Origin of the sequence: Moorena sp. SIO4A5 (assembly GCF_010672005.1) — a bacterium.
Classification (GTDB): domain Bacteria; phylum Cyanobacteriota; class Cyanobacteriia; order Cyanobacteriales; family Coleofasciculaceae; genus Moorena.
This window is the reverse complement of the sequence record NZ_JAAHHZ010000082.1, coordinates 1-15,583: the sequence shown is the minus strand read 5'-3', so window position 1 is coordinate 15,583 and position 15,583 is coordinate 1. Positions and strand designations below refer to the sequence as shown.

The following is a 15,583-nucleotide window of genomic DNA, read 5'->3' as shown; positions in this document are numbered from 1 at the left end:
GTTGCTCCTCGAATTCTGAGGGACTTTGAAAGTTTTGTTACCCCCAGAATTGGGAAAACCATAGCCAGAATCAGCAATGCCCTTAGGATCAGACACTAGCGGGAAAACTACCACCAATGAAATGAACATCACTGAAGGTTTCGATCCATAGGCGAGCACCACAACGCAGTGGGTGATCGGGCTGATAAACAATCCGACATGGACCAAGAATTTCGATCTGGTTGCCGTATAGATTGTTGCCGCTTCGTTTTACCGAAATCACTGGCTGACGGTCTTCAGGAAGTTTACCATTGTTGCTGCCAATTCGATTACGGTTGACATTGATCGTGGCTAAAGCGGGAGGACGACTGGTACGCCATTTGCCCTTGGGTCCACGGGTACCTTTGGTGATTTGTGGTAGGTGGTTGAAAACAGGAATAATCCAGAATTTGCCGCTTTTAGAGCTGATTTCTAAAGGTAGTCTAAAGAAATGGACTACAACTGTGGTAGTCGAAGTAGATTATTACCTTGACTTCCTCTGGCATTTCTCCACGAGCCGCTTACCTAAGTACGCCGGGGTAAGGGTGGTAAGGATCGCTTGGTTTATTTACCAGAGAGTGCGATTTCTTTGGTAGTGAGTTGGCTTAAAGTTAGGGGTGATGCACCAGGGGCGCTACTATGTCCTATTAGGAAAGGCGGTGAGGTGCAACTGCGGCAGATGTGTCCTGATGCGGTACTCAAGATTGTTAGGAGAAGGGCTAAGCAAGCTGGTGTGGAGTCGTTTTCTCCCCATGATTTTAGAAGGACATTTTGTAGTGATTTATTAGATGTAGGAGTTGATATTGTGACGGTGCAAAAACTTGCTGGTCATGCAAGCCCTGTGACTACGGCTAAGTATGATCGTAGAGGGGAGGAGACTAAAAGGTTGGCGGTGCAGAAGCTGGGGTTTTGAGGGGTCAAAGGTGAAATTGTGCGGCGGTAGATGAGCTTGAATGCTTCACCAATATCTTTAATCCGTCCTTATAACAATCTGCTGCTGCCTAACGGTGTGGGTCACCGGCGCGATAGAAGGTCAAAAACACAACATGGCAGTGTGAGCCAAGGGTCCGGTGCAACCATGGGTTAGCTACCCTTACTCAAAAATAGACTGACAAGACCTAAAATGATTGTTACTGCAAGTAGTAAGGCCGCGTAGGCTCCCTTTGAGTACTCGACTACTCTCCATGCAAAGCCTCTCAGGACTAATAAGCAAGTCTCTAGCATAATGATTAGCACTACAAGCCACAAAATCAAGCCGACAGATTGTACGACAATCCAAAAATAAGTAAATGCTGGCCAAATCATCAATAGACCAACCACGTAAGTTAATTGCTGCCAAGATCCTGCTTGGAATAAGAACTCAAGCGAATTGAAAAACCCTCCTTGGCCAATAACTAATGAAATTAGAGATATCAACAGTAACAAAAATAATTGATATGCACCTCCTATCACGTATCCAAAGACAATAAGTCTAAGAAAACGACATAAAAATTGAAGTGGTCGTTCGTCTTGGAGAAGCCAAGACATTGTCTTAGGACCAGTCTTGAAAATAAAAGGTAAAGACAACCCACTTAAGACTAGGGCTAATAATTGGGTTAAAATAAGAGATAAACCAAAAATATTATCATCAACGGGATCAAGTCTCTGAAGAGTAAAAGCCACTACCATTACTATAACAAACTCAATAACTCCAACAACAATGATCCAGTGCTGTGCCTTTTGAGTTGTGAGAGGACGAAGCCAAGAAATAGGTCGAAGATCATCAAGATATATAGTTATGGATTCGCTAATATCTTGAACTTTCTGCTTTTGCGATTCCCTAAGGAATAAGTCTCCACCCTTGACAAGATTGGCAAGGATACCAATAACCAGTAAGGCATCAACAAATTCTTCCATAGAAGAAGATACTCATAAATTTTAAATGCAAGATTTATTTACAGCTAACTATTAAGAGCTGATTTCTAAACAGAACCTTAAACTGTTGCCAGTCGTTTTGTCATCAGGCGAATGAGAGAACCATAAATCATCGCCTCACTCATCTGTGTATACTGTTCATAGTCCGTGACTCAAACGGCGAAATCGATTCAACCACACAAACGTGCGTTCCACGATTCCTAGCTTTGGCAATATCTCAAACTCCAATGACAAAGCGTTCTATGACTTCTACTTGCACTGACTCACCACACACTTGTTTGACCGCATGGGCAAAATTCTTTCCCGAATAGCCGCACAGCCACCCAAACCACTTTCAACTTGGAGAGAGCTTCTTTCGACTCATTAAAAACAACAACAGATCCCAATCGCTCTGACATGTTTGCTTCGGTCACTAACATTCCCTACAGCAAACCTTGCGAATCTACGACGATATGGCGTTTACGGCCAAAAACCTTCTTGCCACCGTCATAGCCGTAGACATCCCCCTTTTTTCTGTGGTCTTCACCGATTGAGAATCGGCTATCGCCACCGTTGATTGTTCGTCACGTCCTGATTCGGTGCGTAACTGGCCTCGTAACAAGTCAATAATCCCTTGCCATATGCCAAAGCGGTTGCCACTTGCGAAAGTATTTATAGACAGTAGAATAGGGCGGTAAATCATGAGGCAACATTTCCCATTGACAGCCCGTGCCTTGTACGTAAAATATCCCGTTAAGAACAATACGAAGATTAACCGTTCTGGAATGACCGAACCCTTTAGGGCAAGGGTTTGTAGGGTTCAATGATGCTCCATTCCGCATCACTGAGGTCACGCTCGATAGTTTGGGCGATGGGGGTTAGCAATCTTAGGTAAGCGGCTCATGGAGAAATGCCAGAGGAAGTCAAGGTAATAATCTACTTCGACTACCACAGTTGTAGTCCATTTCTTTAGACTACCTTTAGAAATCAGCTCTTATAGGCACCCCTGACCCTACCCTTCTCCAGGAGTTGGCGCAATCGTCGAGAAGAAATACCTAATAAAGATGCAGCTTCGGTAGTACCAACGCAGTGGTTCATGTTCAAATTCCTTAACTATTCCTATAAAACTACTATAGCAAAAATTTATTTCTGGACGCCTTAATGTAAAGTTATGTAAAGTTTTGCCAAACTGACCAGACAACTAGGGGGAAATAATTTTTCATGATTGATATCTAATCAAAACGGATTTAGTATTACACAGGACTTACGCGGTGAAGTTTATTTCGCCCCCCTATCCCCCCAATTCTGGGGGGGAATGATGTCAAAGTCCCCCAGAATTGGGGGATTTAGGGGGCAAATGCGTAAGTCCTGTTACAGCCACCTAGCTCTGCCCTGAAAACCGCGATATGACTACCAACCAATTGTTAGAATCAAACCTTGAATCTCTAATCAATACAGCTGCTCAAAATCATCAGTTAGGTAAATTAGATGAGGCTGAATCTATCTACAGACAGGTAATACAGATTCAGGGGGATAATCAGGGTGAGGAAAAGCTTTTATCGAAGCCCTATAACGTGATAGCCATTGCTAATCTGGCAAGTATATTTGAGGAAAAAAATAAGCTAGAGGAAGCGGTAGGGTTGTACCAACAAGCTTTAACCCTAAAACCTGACTTTGCTGAAGTTCATAACAATTTGGGAAATATCTTCTGGGCACAAGGAGAGTTAGACAAAGCGGTACAGTCTTACCAAGAAGCGATTAGGGTTAAACCTGACTATGCTCTGGCTCATAACAATTTAGGAAATTTACTTTATAGTCAGGGTAAGTTATCGGAAGCGGTACGGTGCTACCAAGAAGCGATTAGGGTTAAACCTGACTATGCTCAGGCTTATTGTAATCTGGGAAATGTACTGCAGGTACAGGGTAAGTTAGATGCTGCACGAGAGTCCTACCAGGAAGCGATTAAGCTTAAAGCAGATTGTTTTCAGGCTCATAACAATTTGGGGACTCTATTCCAAAAACAGGGCAAGTTAGATGCTGCAAGAGAGTCTTACCAAGAAGCAATTAGGCTTAAACCTGACTATGCTGACGCTCATAACAATTTGGGAACAATACTCCAAAAACAGGGCAAGTTAGAGGAAGCGCTACAGTCCTATCAGGAAGCGATTAGGCTGAAACCTGATTTTGCTGAGGTTTATAACAATTTAGGAAATACACTCCACGAACAGTGCAAGCTAGAAGAAGCCCTACAGTCTTACCAGCAAGCATTAAGTATTAACCCTAACTTGGCTGAAGCTAAACTGGCCATGTGCGTGTGTCAGATTCCGATCATTTATTCAAGTGTTGATGAAATCAAGGTAACGCGAAATAATTACCAAGCTAGTCTGAAAAAATTAGCGGATAGCTATACACAGAGCGATACAGAGCTAAGTCCAATGGAACTGCTAAGTGCTGCTAAGGCGGTGGGAGCGTTTCAGCCTTTTTATCTGGCCTATCAAGGGTTAAATAACCGAGAGTTACAGCAAATTTATGGAGCAATGATTTGCCAGATCATGTGGAAGTGCTATCCCCGGTGGAGCCAGAAAATTCCTCTACCAAATTTAGCACCTCATGAAAAAGTTCGGATTGGGGTTATTTCGGAATTCTTTTGGGATCATTCTAATTGGAAAATACCGATTAAGGGCTGGGTAGAAAATATAGATAGATCGAATTTTGAACTATTTGGTTATCACACCGGGTTAAAACAGGATAAGGAAACAGCAATAGCCGCGAAATCATTTGTCAAATTTGTTCAAGGTTCTTTGACTATGGAAGAATGGTGTGAGGTAATTACAAAAGATAAATTACACATCCTGATTTTTCCGGAATTCGGGATGTCCCCCACTACAGTTAAGTTGGGTTGTTTAAGACTGGCTCCGATTCAAATGACATCTTGGGGACATCCCGATACTAGTGGAATGCCGACGATTGACTATTACTTGAGTAGTGATTTAATGGAAGCAGAAAATGCTCAAGAGCATTATAGTGAGAGGTTAGTTAGATTACCGAATCTCTCTATCCATTACACCCCTTTGGAAATTACACCGGAAGCAATTAGTAAAAAGGACATAGGCTTAGAGGATGATGAGATTATGTTCTGGTGCTGCCAATCTTTATATAAGTATTTACCTCACTATGATGATGTTTTTCCTAGAATTGCTAAGGAGTTAGATTGTCGATGTAAGTTTGTATTTCTTAAATATGTTAAAAGTGACCAGGTTACTGAGATATTTACCCAGCGTTTAAGGGATGCTTTTAATAAATTTGGCCTCGATTATACAGACTACTGCATATTTTTGCCATTTCTGGATAACAGCAGGTTTGCTGGAACCTCAGCCATAGCGGATGTATTCTTGGATAGCATTGGTTGGTCTGGATGTAACTCTAGTTTGGAATCGATTGCCCATAATATTCCGATTGTGACATTGCCAGGAGATTTGATGCGTGGTCGGCATACGATGGCAATTCTAAAAATGATGGGTCTGGAAGAGACAATTGCTGGGAGTAAAGAGGATTATGTAAAAATTGCGGTACGGTTAGGTCAAGATGCTCAATATCGTCAATACATATCTAATCAAGTTGCTGAAAATAAGCATAAGTTATATGGTGAATTGAAACCGGTAAGAGCATTGGAAGATTTTCTATTAAATGTAGTCCATAAACCAAGACAATTTGCGATGGAAACTGTTTCTGAAGCACTACAACTTGCTGTTCAACATCGTCAAGCCAATCGCTTAAACAAGGCTGTACAGGTTTACTATAAGATTTTGGAACAACACCCTAATCATCCGGAAGCTTTATATGGCTTAGGGGTGCTGGCACAGCAAACAGGTCAGTATGAGATGGCCGAGAAGTTGTTCAGAGCTACTGTGGAAGCGGAGCCGAATTCTGTTAAGGGTTGGTTTAGTTTAGGTAATTTGTGCCAAGGTCAAGGTCAGTTGTCTGACTCGGTGGAGTATTACCAACGAGTTTTAACAATACAGCCGAACTTAATAGCGGTTCACAACAACCTTGGGTATGCTCTGCAACAACAAGGTAATTGGGACGATGCGATCGCATCTTATCAACAAGCTTTGGAGATTGACCCTACCTGCACTGAAGCTGATGTGAATCTCGGCAATGCACTCCATGCTCAAGAGAAGCTTTCCCTAGAAAAACAAGCACACTACGCACAGTTGAACCATGAGCTAGGGGTTACCCGGCAAAAGGCAGGAGATTTGACTAATGCTGTGGCTTACTATCGGCAAGCGGTCGCGATGCAGTCAGATTGGGTAAGCGCTCATTACAATTTGGGAGTGGTGCTTCAAGACCAAGGTGAGTTTGAAAATGCGATCGCATCTTATCAAAAGGTTCTGGAGCTCAATCCTAGTTATGGGGAAGTCTACTTTAACTTAGGCAGGATTTATCAAATTCAGAAGCAGTTAAAGGAGGCAGCATCTGCTTATCGACAAGGGCTAATGCTAGTCAATCCCCGGTATGGGAAAGTAGTAAATCCTGACAACGGTTCTAGAGTATCTCCTGAGACACTAACGCCACCGCAGGTAGAACAACCAGACGTTACTATCGGGGGATATCAGTTTCCAGGGATTCCGAAGGTATCGGTAAATGAAGACAAACGACCGTTTTGGACAGTAATTATTCCTTTATATAACCGTACTGACTATCTTCTGGAATGTCTGGCGAGTGTATTGGCTCAATGGCAGGGCGAGGAGGAGATGGAAATTTTGGTTATGGATAATGCCAGCACACCTCCTCTATACGATTTGGTGAATTCGATTGGGGGAGGGGTAGTTCGCTACTACCGCAATCCAGAAAATATCGGTGCGCGACGCAATTTTAATCTTGGTATTGCCCTCAGTCGCGGTCAGTGGATTCATGTGCTTCCTGAAGATGAATATGTTCTTCCAGGTTTTTATTCCCGCTTGAAGAAGAGTCTAGAAACATGTAGTGATTCTGTGGGAGCAGCATTTACGGGTTATGAAAATATCGATGAGAAAGGAAAGATAATTTTCTCCCAACAAGTGTATGGAAAAGATACGGGTATCCATCAAGATTGGCTGTGGAAGATTGGCACCTCGAATGTCTTGAATCCTTGTGCAGTTGTGATTCGTCGCTCTACTCATGAACATCTGGGGTGTTACGATCCGGGGAACACTTATACTCCTGATTGGGAACTTTATAAGCGTATTGCTAGTTTTTATGATTGGTGGTACGAAGGCGATATTTTGGCACGTTACCGTGAGCATGATAATAATATGACCAGTGAACTGATATTATCTGGAGCTCAAGCAACGTCTATCCGCCTGGGGATTGAAATTTCCGAGAGCTATCTTCCTGCTGAGCATTGTGCAGCAATTACAGCCAACGCTCGTAACCATTACTTTAATTATTGTCTAAACCATATGGTAATTCCCCTAAAGACAGGGAATCTTGCTGGTGCGTTTCGTCTGCTCCAAGAGGCACTCAAAATTGATCCGTCTCCTCAAGCTGTGGAGAAACTATTTACTTGGCTGACTCAAGCCGAAGCTGCTCCCCTACGGGATGAGATTGCTTCAAAGTTGCGCTCGATTATGTTGAATCATAGTTCAGAAAGTTTTTACTTTGCTTATCCCTAGTTATATATAGCGTTTGTATTTGATTTATGAACATAAGAGGGAGCAGGGAGCAGGGAGTAGGGAGCAGAATGAAAGAGCTTGGAGGATTGTTTGGTGTTCTTAAAAATCCCTAAATACTTGATTAAAATTTGCCTCTTGCCTCTTGCCTCTTGCCTCTTGCCTCTTGCCTCTTGCCAATACCCAAGCGCGAGTATGTTCACAACTCTATACAATTACCAATTACCAATTAAAAACTAAAAATTGAGGATTACAACAGTGACACAACTTTCTGAAGCACTTCAAGTTGCTCTTCAATATCATCGAGCCAATCGCTTGGTGGAAGCTGAGCAAGTTTATCGTCAGATTCTAGCAGCAATACCTAACCAACCAGATGCCTTGTATGGGTTAGGAATGCTAGCACAACAGATAGGTAAGTACCAAAGTGCTGAGGAGTTTTTCAATACAACCCTCCTTGTAAATCCGGAGTCTTTCAAGGCTTGGTTCAGTTTAGGCAATTTGCGTCAAGCTCAAGGTCAATTGTCAGAAGCAGTGGAAGCTTATCAGCGAGCGTTAGCCCTACAGCCTAACTCGGTAGCGCTTTACAACAACTTTGGCTATGCTCTACAACAACAAGGCAAGTGGGAAAATGCGATCGCATGCTATCAAAAAGCTTTGGAGATTCAGCCCAACTGTGCTGAAGCTGATGTGAATTTGGGTAATGCTCTCTATGCTCAAGGGCAGCTTTCCCAAGAAAAACACGCCTACTACGCTGCCTTAAATCACGATTTGGGCGTTACTCGGAAAAAAGGGGGCGATTTGAAGACTGCGGTGGCTTACTACCAGAAAGCGATCGCAATACAGCCAGACTTGGTCAACAGTCATTATACCTTAGGAGTTGCTCTCCAAGAACAAGGCAAATTAGATGATGCGATCGCGTCCTATCACAATGTCCTCAAACTTCATCCCAGTAACACTGAAGTCTACACCACTTTAGTGCGCAATAAATTAGCTAGGATTGACCGAGAGCAAAACAAATTAAACAACAAATTAAATCATCAATTAAACGGAGCAGATTCTAAGAAACGATTAAAGATAGCATTTGTCTGTCAACCCTTTGTGATGACATCGTTTCCAAACCCGATGGATTCTATCGGAATTTTGACCTATGAATTCGTGCGTCTTTTAGTTCAAGATTGTGATGTTATTGTCTATACACCAGGAGAACGCTTTAATACGGCAAGTCATGATGGAGTAGACTATCGATATATTCCCATAGGCCGGGATAAAAAAATGCTAAACTATCTGGAAAAAAATCCAGGATTACAGAATCAAAAACGTCCTATATTTGGCTCCCAACTCTATTACCTCGGATATATTTTACAAGTAGCTAATGACTTGATAAAACAGCAATGTGATGTTGTTCACATTCACAACTTATCTCAGTTTATTCCAGTGATACGAGCCTTGAACCCAGGAATAAAAATTGCCCTGCACATGCATTGTGAGTGGTTGATCCAACTCGATCACAAAATTCTAGAAAAGCGGCTTAGTAAGGTAGATTTAGTTATTGGTACTAGTAAGTATATCACAGAAGGGATTCGCCAGCGTTTTCCTAAATTTGCCGAGCGCTGTCAGCCGGTTTTTAATGGGGTAAACCTTGATCGCTTCATGAATTTCTATGTCAGCCATAATCAGCAAAATGGCAGCACCAACAATCCTGCTAAACGATTACTCTACGTGGGGAGAGTATCTCCAGAAAAAGGCTCCCATGTCTTATTAGAGGCTTTTAAAAAAGTGCTCGAGCGCTGCCCTCAAACCAAACTTGATCTCGTTGGTCCTGTAGGTGCATTACCCTACGACTATATTGTCGGATTAAGTGATGACTCCAAAGTCGCAGAATTAGCGTCATTCTACGGTGATGAAAGTTGGATAGGTTACGTGAGACGATACCTGTCCGAATTAAATGATCACTTTGGTGCTGATCTAGCCAGCCAAGTATCCTTCACTGGCTCCCTTCCTCAATCCAAATTAGTCAATTATTATCAGCAGGCAGACATTTTTGTATTTCCCTCAGTATGTCACGAAGCATTTGGGATGCCAATTGTGGAAGCTATGGTCGCAGGTCTTCCCGTTATTGCTACCCAAGCTGGTGCTTTTCCCGAGATTGTGGAAGATGGTAAGACAGGTCTGCTGGTTGAACGGAGTAATGCTGATGCTTTAGCAGACGCCATCTTGCAACTTCTTTCTGACCAAGAACTTAAAACATCCATGGGACAAGCTGGACATCAGCGAGCGGTTGAACTATTTTCTTTCGAGAAAGTTGTTGATGATTTACTTACGCAGTACAAGACTATTCTTTGAAAGCCAAAGGCAGAAGTGTTGAACTTCGGATCAGAGAATAGTAACAAGTGACAAGTTAAAAATGAGCAATAAATTATCCTTAAAAACTCTGGTACGCCAGTTTTATCGTTTTCTAATCCATAGAACCAGAGTTGAGTATGACAGAAATAATCTAAGACGCTCGGCGATTATTTTTTCACCCCATCAGGATGATGAAACCCTGGGCTGTGGTGGAACAATTATCCGTAAAAAGCAAGCCGGAGCCGATGTAAAAATTGTTTTTATGACAGATGGATGTCAATCTCATGCTCATCTGATTCCAGAAAATCAAGTAAAATCAATACGTGCTAATGAAGCCTTAGCAGCCGCTCAAAAACTTGGTCTGCAACAGCATGATGTCAGCTTTCTGGAATTCAAAGATGGAACATTAGATAAAACCAGAAAATTTGCTATCCAAAACGTTGCCAAAATTATTCTTAACTATCTTCCTGAAGAAATTTTTATTCCCTACTACAACGATGGTGTATCTGACCATAATGCTACTAATGAAATTGTCGTAGCTTCACTCAAAACAATTAAATTTGATGTGACAGTTTATGAGTATCCTATATGGTTTTGGAATCACTGGCCTTGGACAAGGGTGGAAGGGAGTAAACCAAACCTGGTTTCCTTTTTAAAAAAAACCATCATGTCAGGGTTTAGTTTACTGAATGATTTTAGATTATCTGTCTATATTGGTGATGTTTTTGATATCAAACGTACTGCCCTAGACCAACATCAATCTCAAATGAAACAACTCATTGATAATCCACGCTGGCTAACCTTAAAGGATGTGTCAGAGGGTGAGTTTTTAGACTGCTTTTTTCAAAAATATGAATTATTTCGTCGATATAGTTTGAATCATAATTCTGAATAGTTATAATAAACGCTATAGCAAAGGGAATAGGGAGTAGGGAGTAGGGAGTAGGGAGTAGGGAACAAAAATTATAACAATTCATTTAGGATTGCTATAGACTTCAAATTTTATATAACAATGCACTTGATTTTTAGCCTGTGCTGTTTTACCCCTATTTAATAACTATATAGCCGTCTATAGCCTTCTAAGTAAAGGTTAAGACATATTTTTGTTATCTATTCCCCTTTCCCAGATCCGCTGTTACCTGCTCCGAAGTCCCTGCTCCCTAAAACCCTGGAATTTGTACCTATCACAATTTATAAATTGTCTAAAAAATAGCGATAAATTAGCCAATTTGGCAACTTAATTCAAGATAATCATGAAATCATAATTAATAAGAGTGTTCAAGACCTTTATCAGTCAGTCATATCAGTTCTGGATATATGGGACATCATATATCCATTTTATTTTTTTTGTTGTTCTTGACAATGTCAGCTATCATCTAAGCTGGTCTTCATTTAAATTTAATGGTTCTGAAAGCAAGGGAGCAGGTGAGATAGGATTGGGTGCATCTCCTAAAAGCTGTTTGAGCGGGTGGTGCGTTACGGGGTGGGCTATTTCAACCAGGAACGAAGAGGCGGAAAATCAGGGCAATCCCACCCCTAACGCACCCTACGCAAAATTTACAAAAGTGAGATACACCCGATAGGGTTTGACATTGCTTATTTAGCATAACACCAAAAAAAACTCGAGGATCTTTCCTACTGTTACCTGTTATATATTCCCTATTACCTACTCCCTACTCCCTACTCCCTACTCCCTAGGATGAAAGTACCTCACCCAATTTAAAACACTATATAAACATTAAGCAACAACATGCAACAATTAACTCCACCAGAAAATTTAGTAAACAAATCCTTCACAGACACATTCTCAGACAACTGTTGTGCAGGTAAAACCATTGGTACTAAAACTCCCAGTGGTGCAGTTCGTAAGGGTATAGATGTCGAAAAGCTGATTGGGATTGACAATGGCGCATTACGTCTCCAGCCTCTGCTAAAACCTGCGTGGGGCAGACAGGGCATTGCTTATGGTCCGTACACCCGTACCAATGGACTCGCCTTTGGAGTGTTTCTGAGCAATGGTCATAATACATCCCAGACCGAAAGGATTGAGCCCCTAACAGAACGACTCCATCGGTGGATGATTGGTCCTGAGACAGATAAACCGGCTAAACGACTTTTGCGTTGGACTTCCAGTCAGGGAAAAAGCAGGATGTTGCGAAAGCTCCTATGGTGGATTCGTAGTACCTCCAGAATTTCCAGATATTTCAAACCGTTTAAATTGCCAAATATTGATGAGAATCTAGCAGTGGGTTGGTTCCCCAGGGAAGTTCCTGTTGACCCGACTGCAGAGGGAAATGCCTTTATTGTTCATGCCACTGGGGCAGAAAATGGAGAGTTGTGGACTCGGTTGGGGGGATATCTGCTCTCAGCATTTAGGGGCTTACAAAATCTCCAGGTTTATTACATCGTAGTTCTGCGGGAAAAGGGAGCTGCCTATTATGCTGCTTCTGTTCCTAATGCTCATGGTCTTGCCGCTTACCCTAACATGCGTCCCATTGCTATTGATTCTTTCAATGATGATGCCACAGTATATGCTGGTGTATACCAAAGTATTCTGGGACAGAATGGTTTTGAAGTCGATACGCGAATCTATGGCGCTAATGTAGCCCAAATTTCAGACATCGCCACCTGGTACGGTACAGCTCAGGCAGCAGATGACCTAATTGGTAATAGTTTGCTAGATGGTGCTGAAGCGGACAAGGGTGGTTTCTGGAGTGTCTCTCAAGGAAGTTATGAGTTAACAGCTGATGGTGCTAGAGCCACTCAACCAGATAGCGTCGCTATGTTGGAGTGTCCCACACCCTCTGGGCTAATCCATTTGCTGGTCGAAACCTCTACTCAGATAACTGGAGTCCGCATTGTGTGGCGTGTTCAGGATAAAAACCAATTCTGGAGTTTCCTAGCAGACGGGGACAAATGTCAACTTATGATTCAAGACCATGATAGCTGGGAATGTTTAGCTGTTAGCGATCTATGGTATTTACAGCCAACAGCGATCAACTCTTTACAGATATTGGATGATGGTAAGACCTTCAGCCTGTATCTCAATGGCCAGTTAGTCTTTAACAAGTGGTTTACAGATACCCGCCTGGAAAACGCTACCGGTGTTGGCATTGGTGGGATTAACTCTAACCATAGTCTGTATTTTCGCTCCTTTGAGGCTCACCCACGCACTATCCCTATTCCTTCTGAACTCGACCTTGGCTCCCCTTGGGTAGTAGAGGGTACCGAAATAGCTATCACTGAAGATTTTGCTGGTGCAGCTGGGGACTTGATGGGAAAAACCACCACTAGTGGTAGCAAAGTCTGGCATCGGAATATTGGGCTAGGGGTAATTGAGCTGACTGGGAATAGTACAGCCAAAGTCCAAGCTGATGCTAAACATCCTAATCCAGGTCGCACTGCCTACACCATTGATTGGGATCACCCAGACATAGCGGATTTACAGGTAGACATTACTCCCCCTGGAACTAGACGAGGACAGGGAGAAAAAGGTCGTGGAGGGTTTATCTTTTGGCAGGATGCTGACAATTATATCACTATCAATAACTGGTTAGATGACTGTTACGGTGGTGCTTCAATGTCTTCCTTTTTCTATCTCAATGGCTTTGAAGAATTATTTGATGCTGTCTGGACAAATGTGGGGAAACGCATTTACTGGGGTGTTTCCCATCGGCTCCGCATGATTTTTGATGGCATGAATTACATGATCTTCATCAATGATGAACCAGTATTGTATCGTGCCCTTACAGATGTTTATCCAGATGCGGTGCGTCTTAGAATTAACCGAGTTGGGATTGTTGCTAACTGGGAATGGGGAAATGATACAGGAAGTGTATTTCAAAATTTTGTAGCAAAGGTGTAGACTAATGAATTTAAGCAATCAACAGGTAACCCTTAACAATGGAGTAGGTGCAGGACTAAAATTCCATGGGGATGGTTCTAATCCTGATTTTGCACGTGGTACCTATGAACTTCCGCTTCAGAAAGCCTTAGCAAGCTGCTTAAACCACGATCATATCTTCTATGATATCGGTGCCAATATTGGCTTTTTTACTATTATTGCTGCGAAGCTAGTTGGGCCATCTGGACAGGTTTATGCGTTTGAGCCAGTTCCAAACAATGCTGACATTATTCTACGGAATGTGGAGCTTAATAGTTTCTCCAATGTTACTGTTTTCCCACAAGCAGTTTCTGAATCAACCGGAACCGGAGAATTGTTGCTGGCCCATCATTCAGGGGGAGCTACTTTAGCTACAGCGGGTACACCTCCAGATCTCAGGGGTGAAATGACAGTTGACCTTGTATCTATTGATGATTTGGTGTCCCAAAAAACTTTGAAACCCCCAACAGTCGTGAAAATCGATGTGGAAGGAGCAGAAATTAATGTTTTAAGGGGGATGATTCAAACTATTAAAGACTATCACCCCATCCTGATTTATGAAGTAGATGATGGGAATCAAGACTCCTTTAAACTGAAGAATCAAACCATTGAGATGTTTATTGACTCTCTAGGATATAAAATCATGCCCCTGGAACCAGCTTATCCCAATATTTCCTGGTATGTTGGACATGCGATCGCGTTTTCAAATCTAAATTGAAAATGCTATATAGCGGTTTTAAATTTGGTGAGGTACAGAGTTCCTGGTTTTAGGGAACAGGGAACAGGGAACAGGGAACAGGAAAGAGTAACCCACCCCTAACCCCTCCCAGGAGGGGAAGAGGGAACAGAGGAAAAATCCTGTGTACCTCATTAGGCTAAAAACCGCTATACTCCTGAAGCTATAGCAATCCTAAATCAATTGAGAGAATGTTTGTTCCCTGTTCCCTACTCCCTGCTCCCTGCTCCCTGTTCCCTGTTCCCTGTTCCCTGTTCCCTTTGCTATATGCCGAATTCTAGGCGAATTCTAAAATATGCTCAGCAGTAACTTGAGCTTGTTCCAAGTGAGGCACATGACCACAGTCTTTAATCCAGATTAATTGAGATTGTGCGATCGCATCCTTAAACTTGCTAGCAGCAGCAGTGCCTAAAATTTGGTCATGGTCACCCCATAAAATTAGAGTTGGCTGGCTAATCTGAGCCAGCTTATCCCCAAAATCACCATAACCACCACTTTTGGTAAACGCAATCAAGGCTTGATTCCAACCAGGCATTTCTAGGTGCAATGCAGCACAAATTCGGGCATCTTCAGACGCCCAACCTTTATCATAGTAAGCGTTTTTGCTGATACTTTGCCTTACCTTGGGATTAGCCAAAAATGCTGTCGCTAGGTAGCCTAAGGGAGGAAATAAGAACTTCCCAATCGGGGGAGCCTTGGTGCAGCCAGCGCTATCTATTAATACTAACTGTTTAACCACCTGGGGGTAAGTGAGGGTAAAATCAATCGCCGCTGCACCTCCCATCGAGGCTCCGACTACAATGACTGGTGTTCTAATCAGGGTTTTCCAGAAATAATAGAGATGGGTTGCGATCGCATTGGGACTAAATGGAGTCCCTGCCATGCGATCCGTAAACCCAAAACCCAACAAATCCACTGCCCAGGTTTCATTGTCCTGAGCCAGCAGTGGTAGCAAGCGGCGTAATTCTAGCAGGGAACTATCGAAGCCATGGAGTAACAGAATCGGCGTGCCACCCTTACCCTGATTAACGTAAGTTGTGGCAATGGCCTGTGGGCTCA

Annotated in this window: 12 protein-coding genes and 2 pseudogenes; 7 read left to right on the top strand and 7 right to left on the bottom strand. The window is 42.6% G+C overall.

Features of this window, described 5'->3' with window-relative positions; all coding sequences use genetic code 11:
• Nucleotides 1-88 precede the first annotated feature (88 nt).
• Complete coding sequence (locus F6K57_RS22695; protein WP_293070795.1) at nt 89-421, bottom strand: DNA-binding protein; 333 nt, start codon at nt 419-421, stop codon at nt 89-91.
• Between F6K57_RS22695 and F6K57_RS22690 the strand changes: the two genes are divergently transcribed.
• Nucleotides 327-614: a hypothetical protein gene (locus F6K57_RS22690; protein ID WP_293070797.1), complete on the top strand. Its 288-nt coding sequence runs from the start codon at nt 327-329 to the stop codon at nt 612-614. The genes F6K57_RS22695 and F6K57_RS22690 overlap by 95 nt on opposite strands.
• Nucleotides 578-931 carry a tyrosine-type recombinase/integrase gene (locus tag F6K57_RS22685; protein ID WP_364303820.1) on the top strand — a complete coding sequence of 118 codons (354 nt, stop codon included), beginning with the start codon at nt 578-580 and terminating at the stop codon, nt 929-931. Before F6K57_RS22690 ends, F6K57_RS22685 begins: the two co-directional genes overlap by 37 nt.
• A 170-nt stretch (nt 932-1,101) precedes the next feature.
• Here F6K57_RS22685 and F6K57_RS22680 read toward each other — a convergent pair whose 3' ends face one another.
• From F6K57_RS22680 to F6K57_RS22670, 3 genes and pseudogenes are all read right to left on the bottom strand, one after another.
• Nucleotides 1,102-1,914: a hypothetical protein gene (locus tag F6K57_RS22680; protein WP_293070772.1), complete on the bottom strand. Its 813-nt coding sequence runs from the start codon at nt 1,912-1,914 to the stop codon at nt 1,102-1,104.
• A gap of 77 nt (nt 1,915-1,991) precedes the next feature.
• Nucleotides 1,992-2,784 (bottom strand): annotated as a pseudogene (locus F6K57_RS22675) (IS5 family transposase).
• A 117-nt stretch (nt 2,785-2,901) separates the two neighbouring features.
• Nucleotides 2,902-3,009 (bottom strand): annotated as a pseudogene (locus tag F6K57_RS22670) (DNA-binding protein); the annotation flags it as partial.
• Nucleotides 3,010-3,317: 308 nt separating this feature from the next.
• Between F6K57_RS22670 and F6K57_RS22665 the strand changes: the two are divergent.
• Nucleotides 3,318-7,565: a tetratricopeptide repeat protein gene (locus F6K57_RS22665; RefSeq protein WP_293070770.1), complete on the top strand. Its 4,248-nt coding sequence runs from the start codon at nt 3,318-3,320 to the stop codon at nt 7,563-7,565.
• Here the strand turns inward: F6K57_RS22665 and F6K57_RS22660 are convergent.
• A complete protein-coding gene (locus F6K57_RS22660) occupies nt 7,562-7,765 on the bottom strand; it encodes a hypothetical protein (protein ID WP_293070768.1) in 204 nt (67 codons plus the stop codon). The two genes, F6K57_RS22665 and F6K57_RS22660, sit on opposite strands and share 4 nt — an antisense overlap.
• A 55-nt stretch (nt 7,766-7,820) precedes the next feature.
• Between F6K57_RS22660 and F6K57_RS22655 the strand changes: the two genes are divergently transcribed.
• The 4 genes from F6K57_RS22655 (at nt 7,821) to F6K57_RS22640 (ending at nt 14,506) form a co-directional block, all read left to right on the top strand.
• The gene (locus F6K57_RS22655; RefSeq protein ID WP_293070766.1) at nt 7,821-9,905 is read left to right on the top strand and encodes a glycosyltransferase; all 2,085 of its coding nucleotides are present in this window, start codon (nt 7,821-7,823) and stop codon (nt 9,903-9,905) included.
• A 61-nt stretch (nt 9,906-9,966) separates the two neighbouring features.
• Entirely contained in the window at nt 9,967-10,800 is an 834-nt protein-coding gene (locus F6K57_RS22650) for a PIG-L family deacetylase (protein WP_293070764.1), read from the top strand.
• A gap of 855 nt (nt 10,801-11,655) precedes the next feature.
• Nucleotides 11,656-13,770, top strand: a complete 2,115-nt coding sequence (locus F6K57_RS22645; RefSeq protein WP_293070762.1) for a nucleotide-binding protein — start codon at nt 11,656-11,658, stop codon at nt 13,768-13,770.
• 4 nt (nt 13,771-13,774) lie between these two features.
• Nucleotides 13,775-14,506: an FkbM family methyltransferase gene (locus tag F6K57_RS22640; RefSeq protein ID WP_293070760.1), complete on the top strand. Its 732-nt coding sequence runs from the start codon at nt 13,775-13,777 to the stop codon at nt 14,504-14,506.
• Between the two features lie 18 nt (nt 14,507-14,524).
• Here the strand turns inward: F6K57_RS22640 and F6K57_RS22635 are convergent, their stop codons facing one another.
• Entirely contained in the window at nt 14,525-14,659 is a 135-nt protein-coding gene (locus tag F6K57_RS22635) for a hypothetical protein (protein WP_293023704.1), read from the bottom strand.
• Between the two features lie 142 nt (nt 14,660-14,801).
• Nucleotides 14,802-15,583 (bottom strand): alpha/beta hydrolase (locus F6K57_RS22630; RefSeq protein WP_293070758.1); only part of this gene is annotated, 782 nt, incomplete at its 5' end.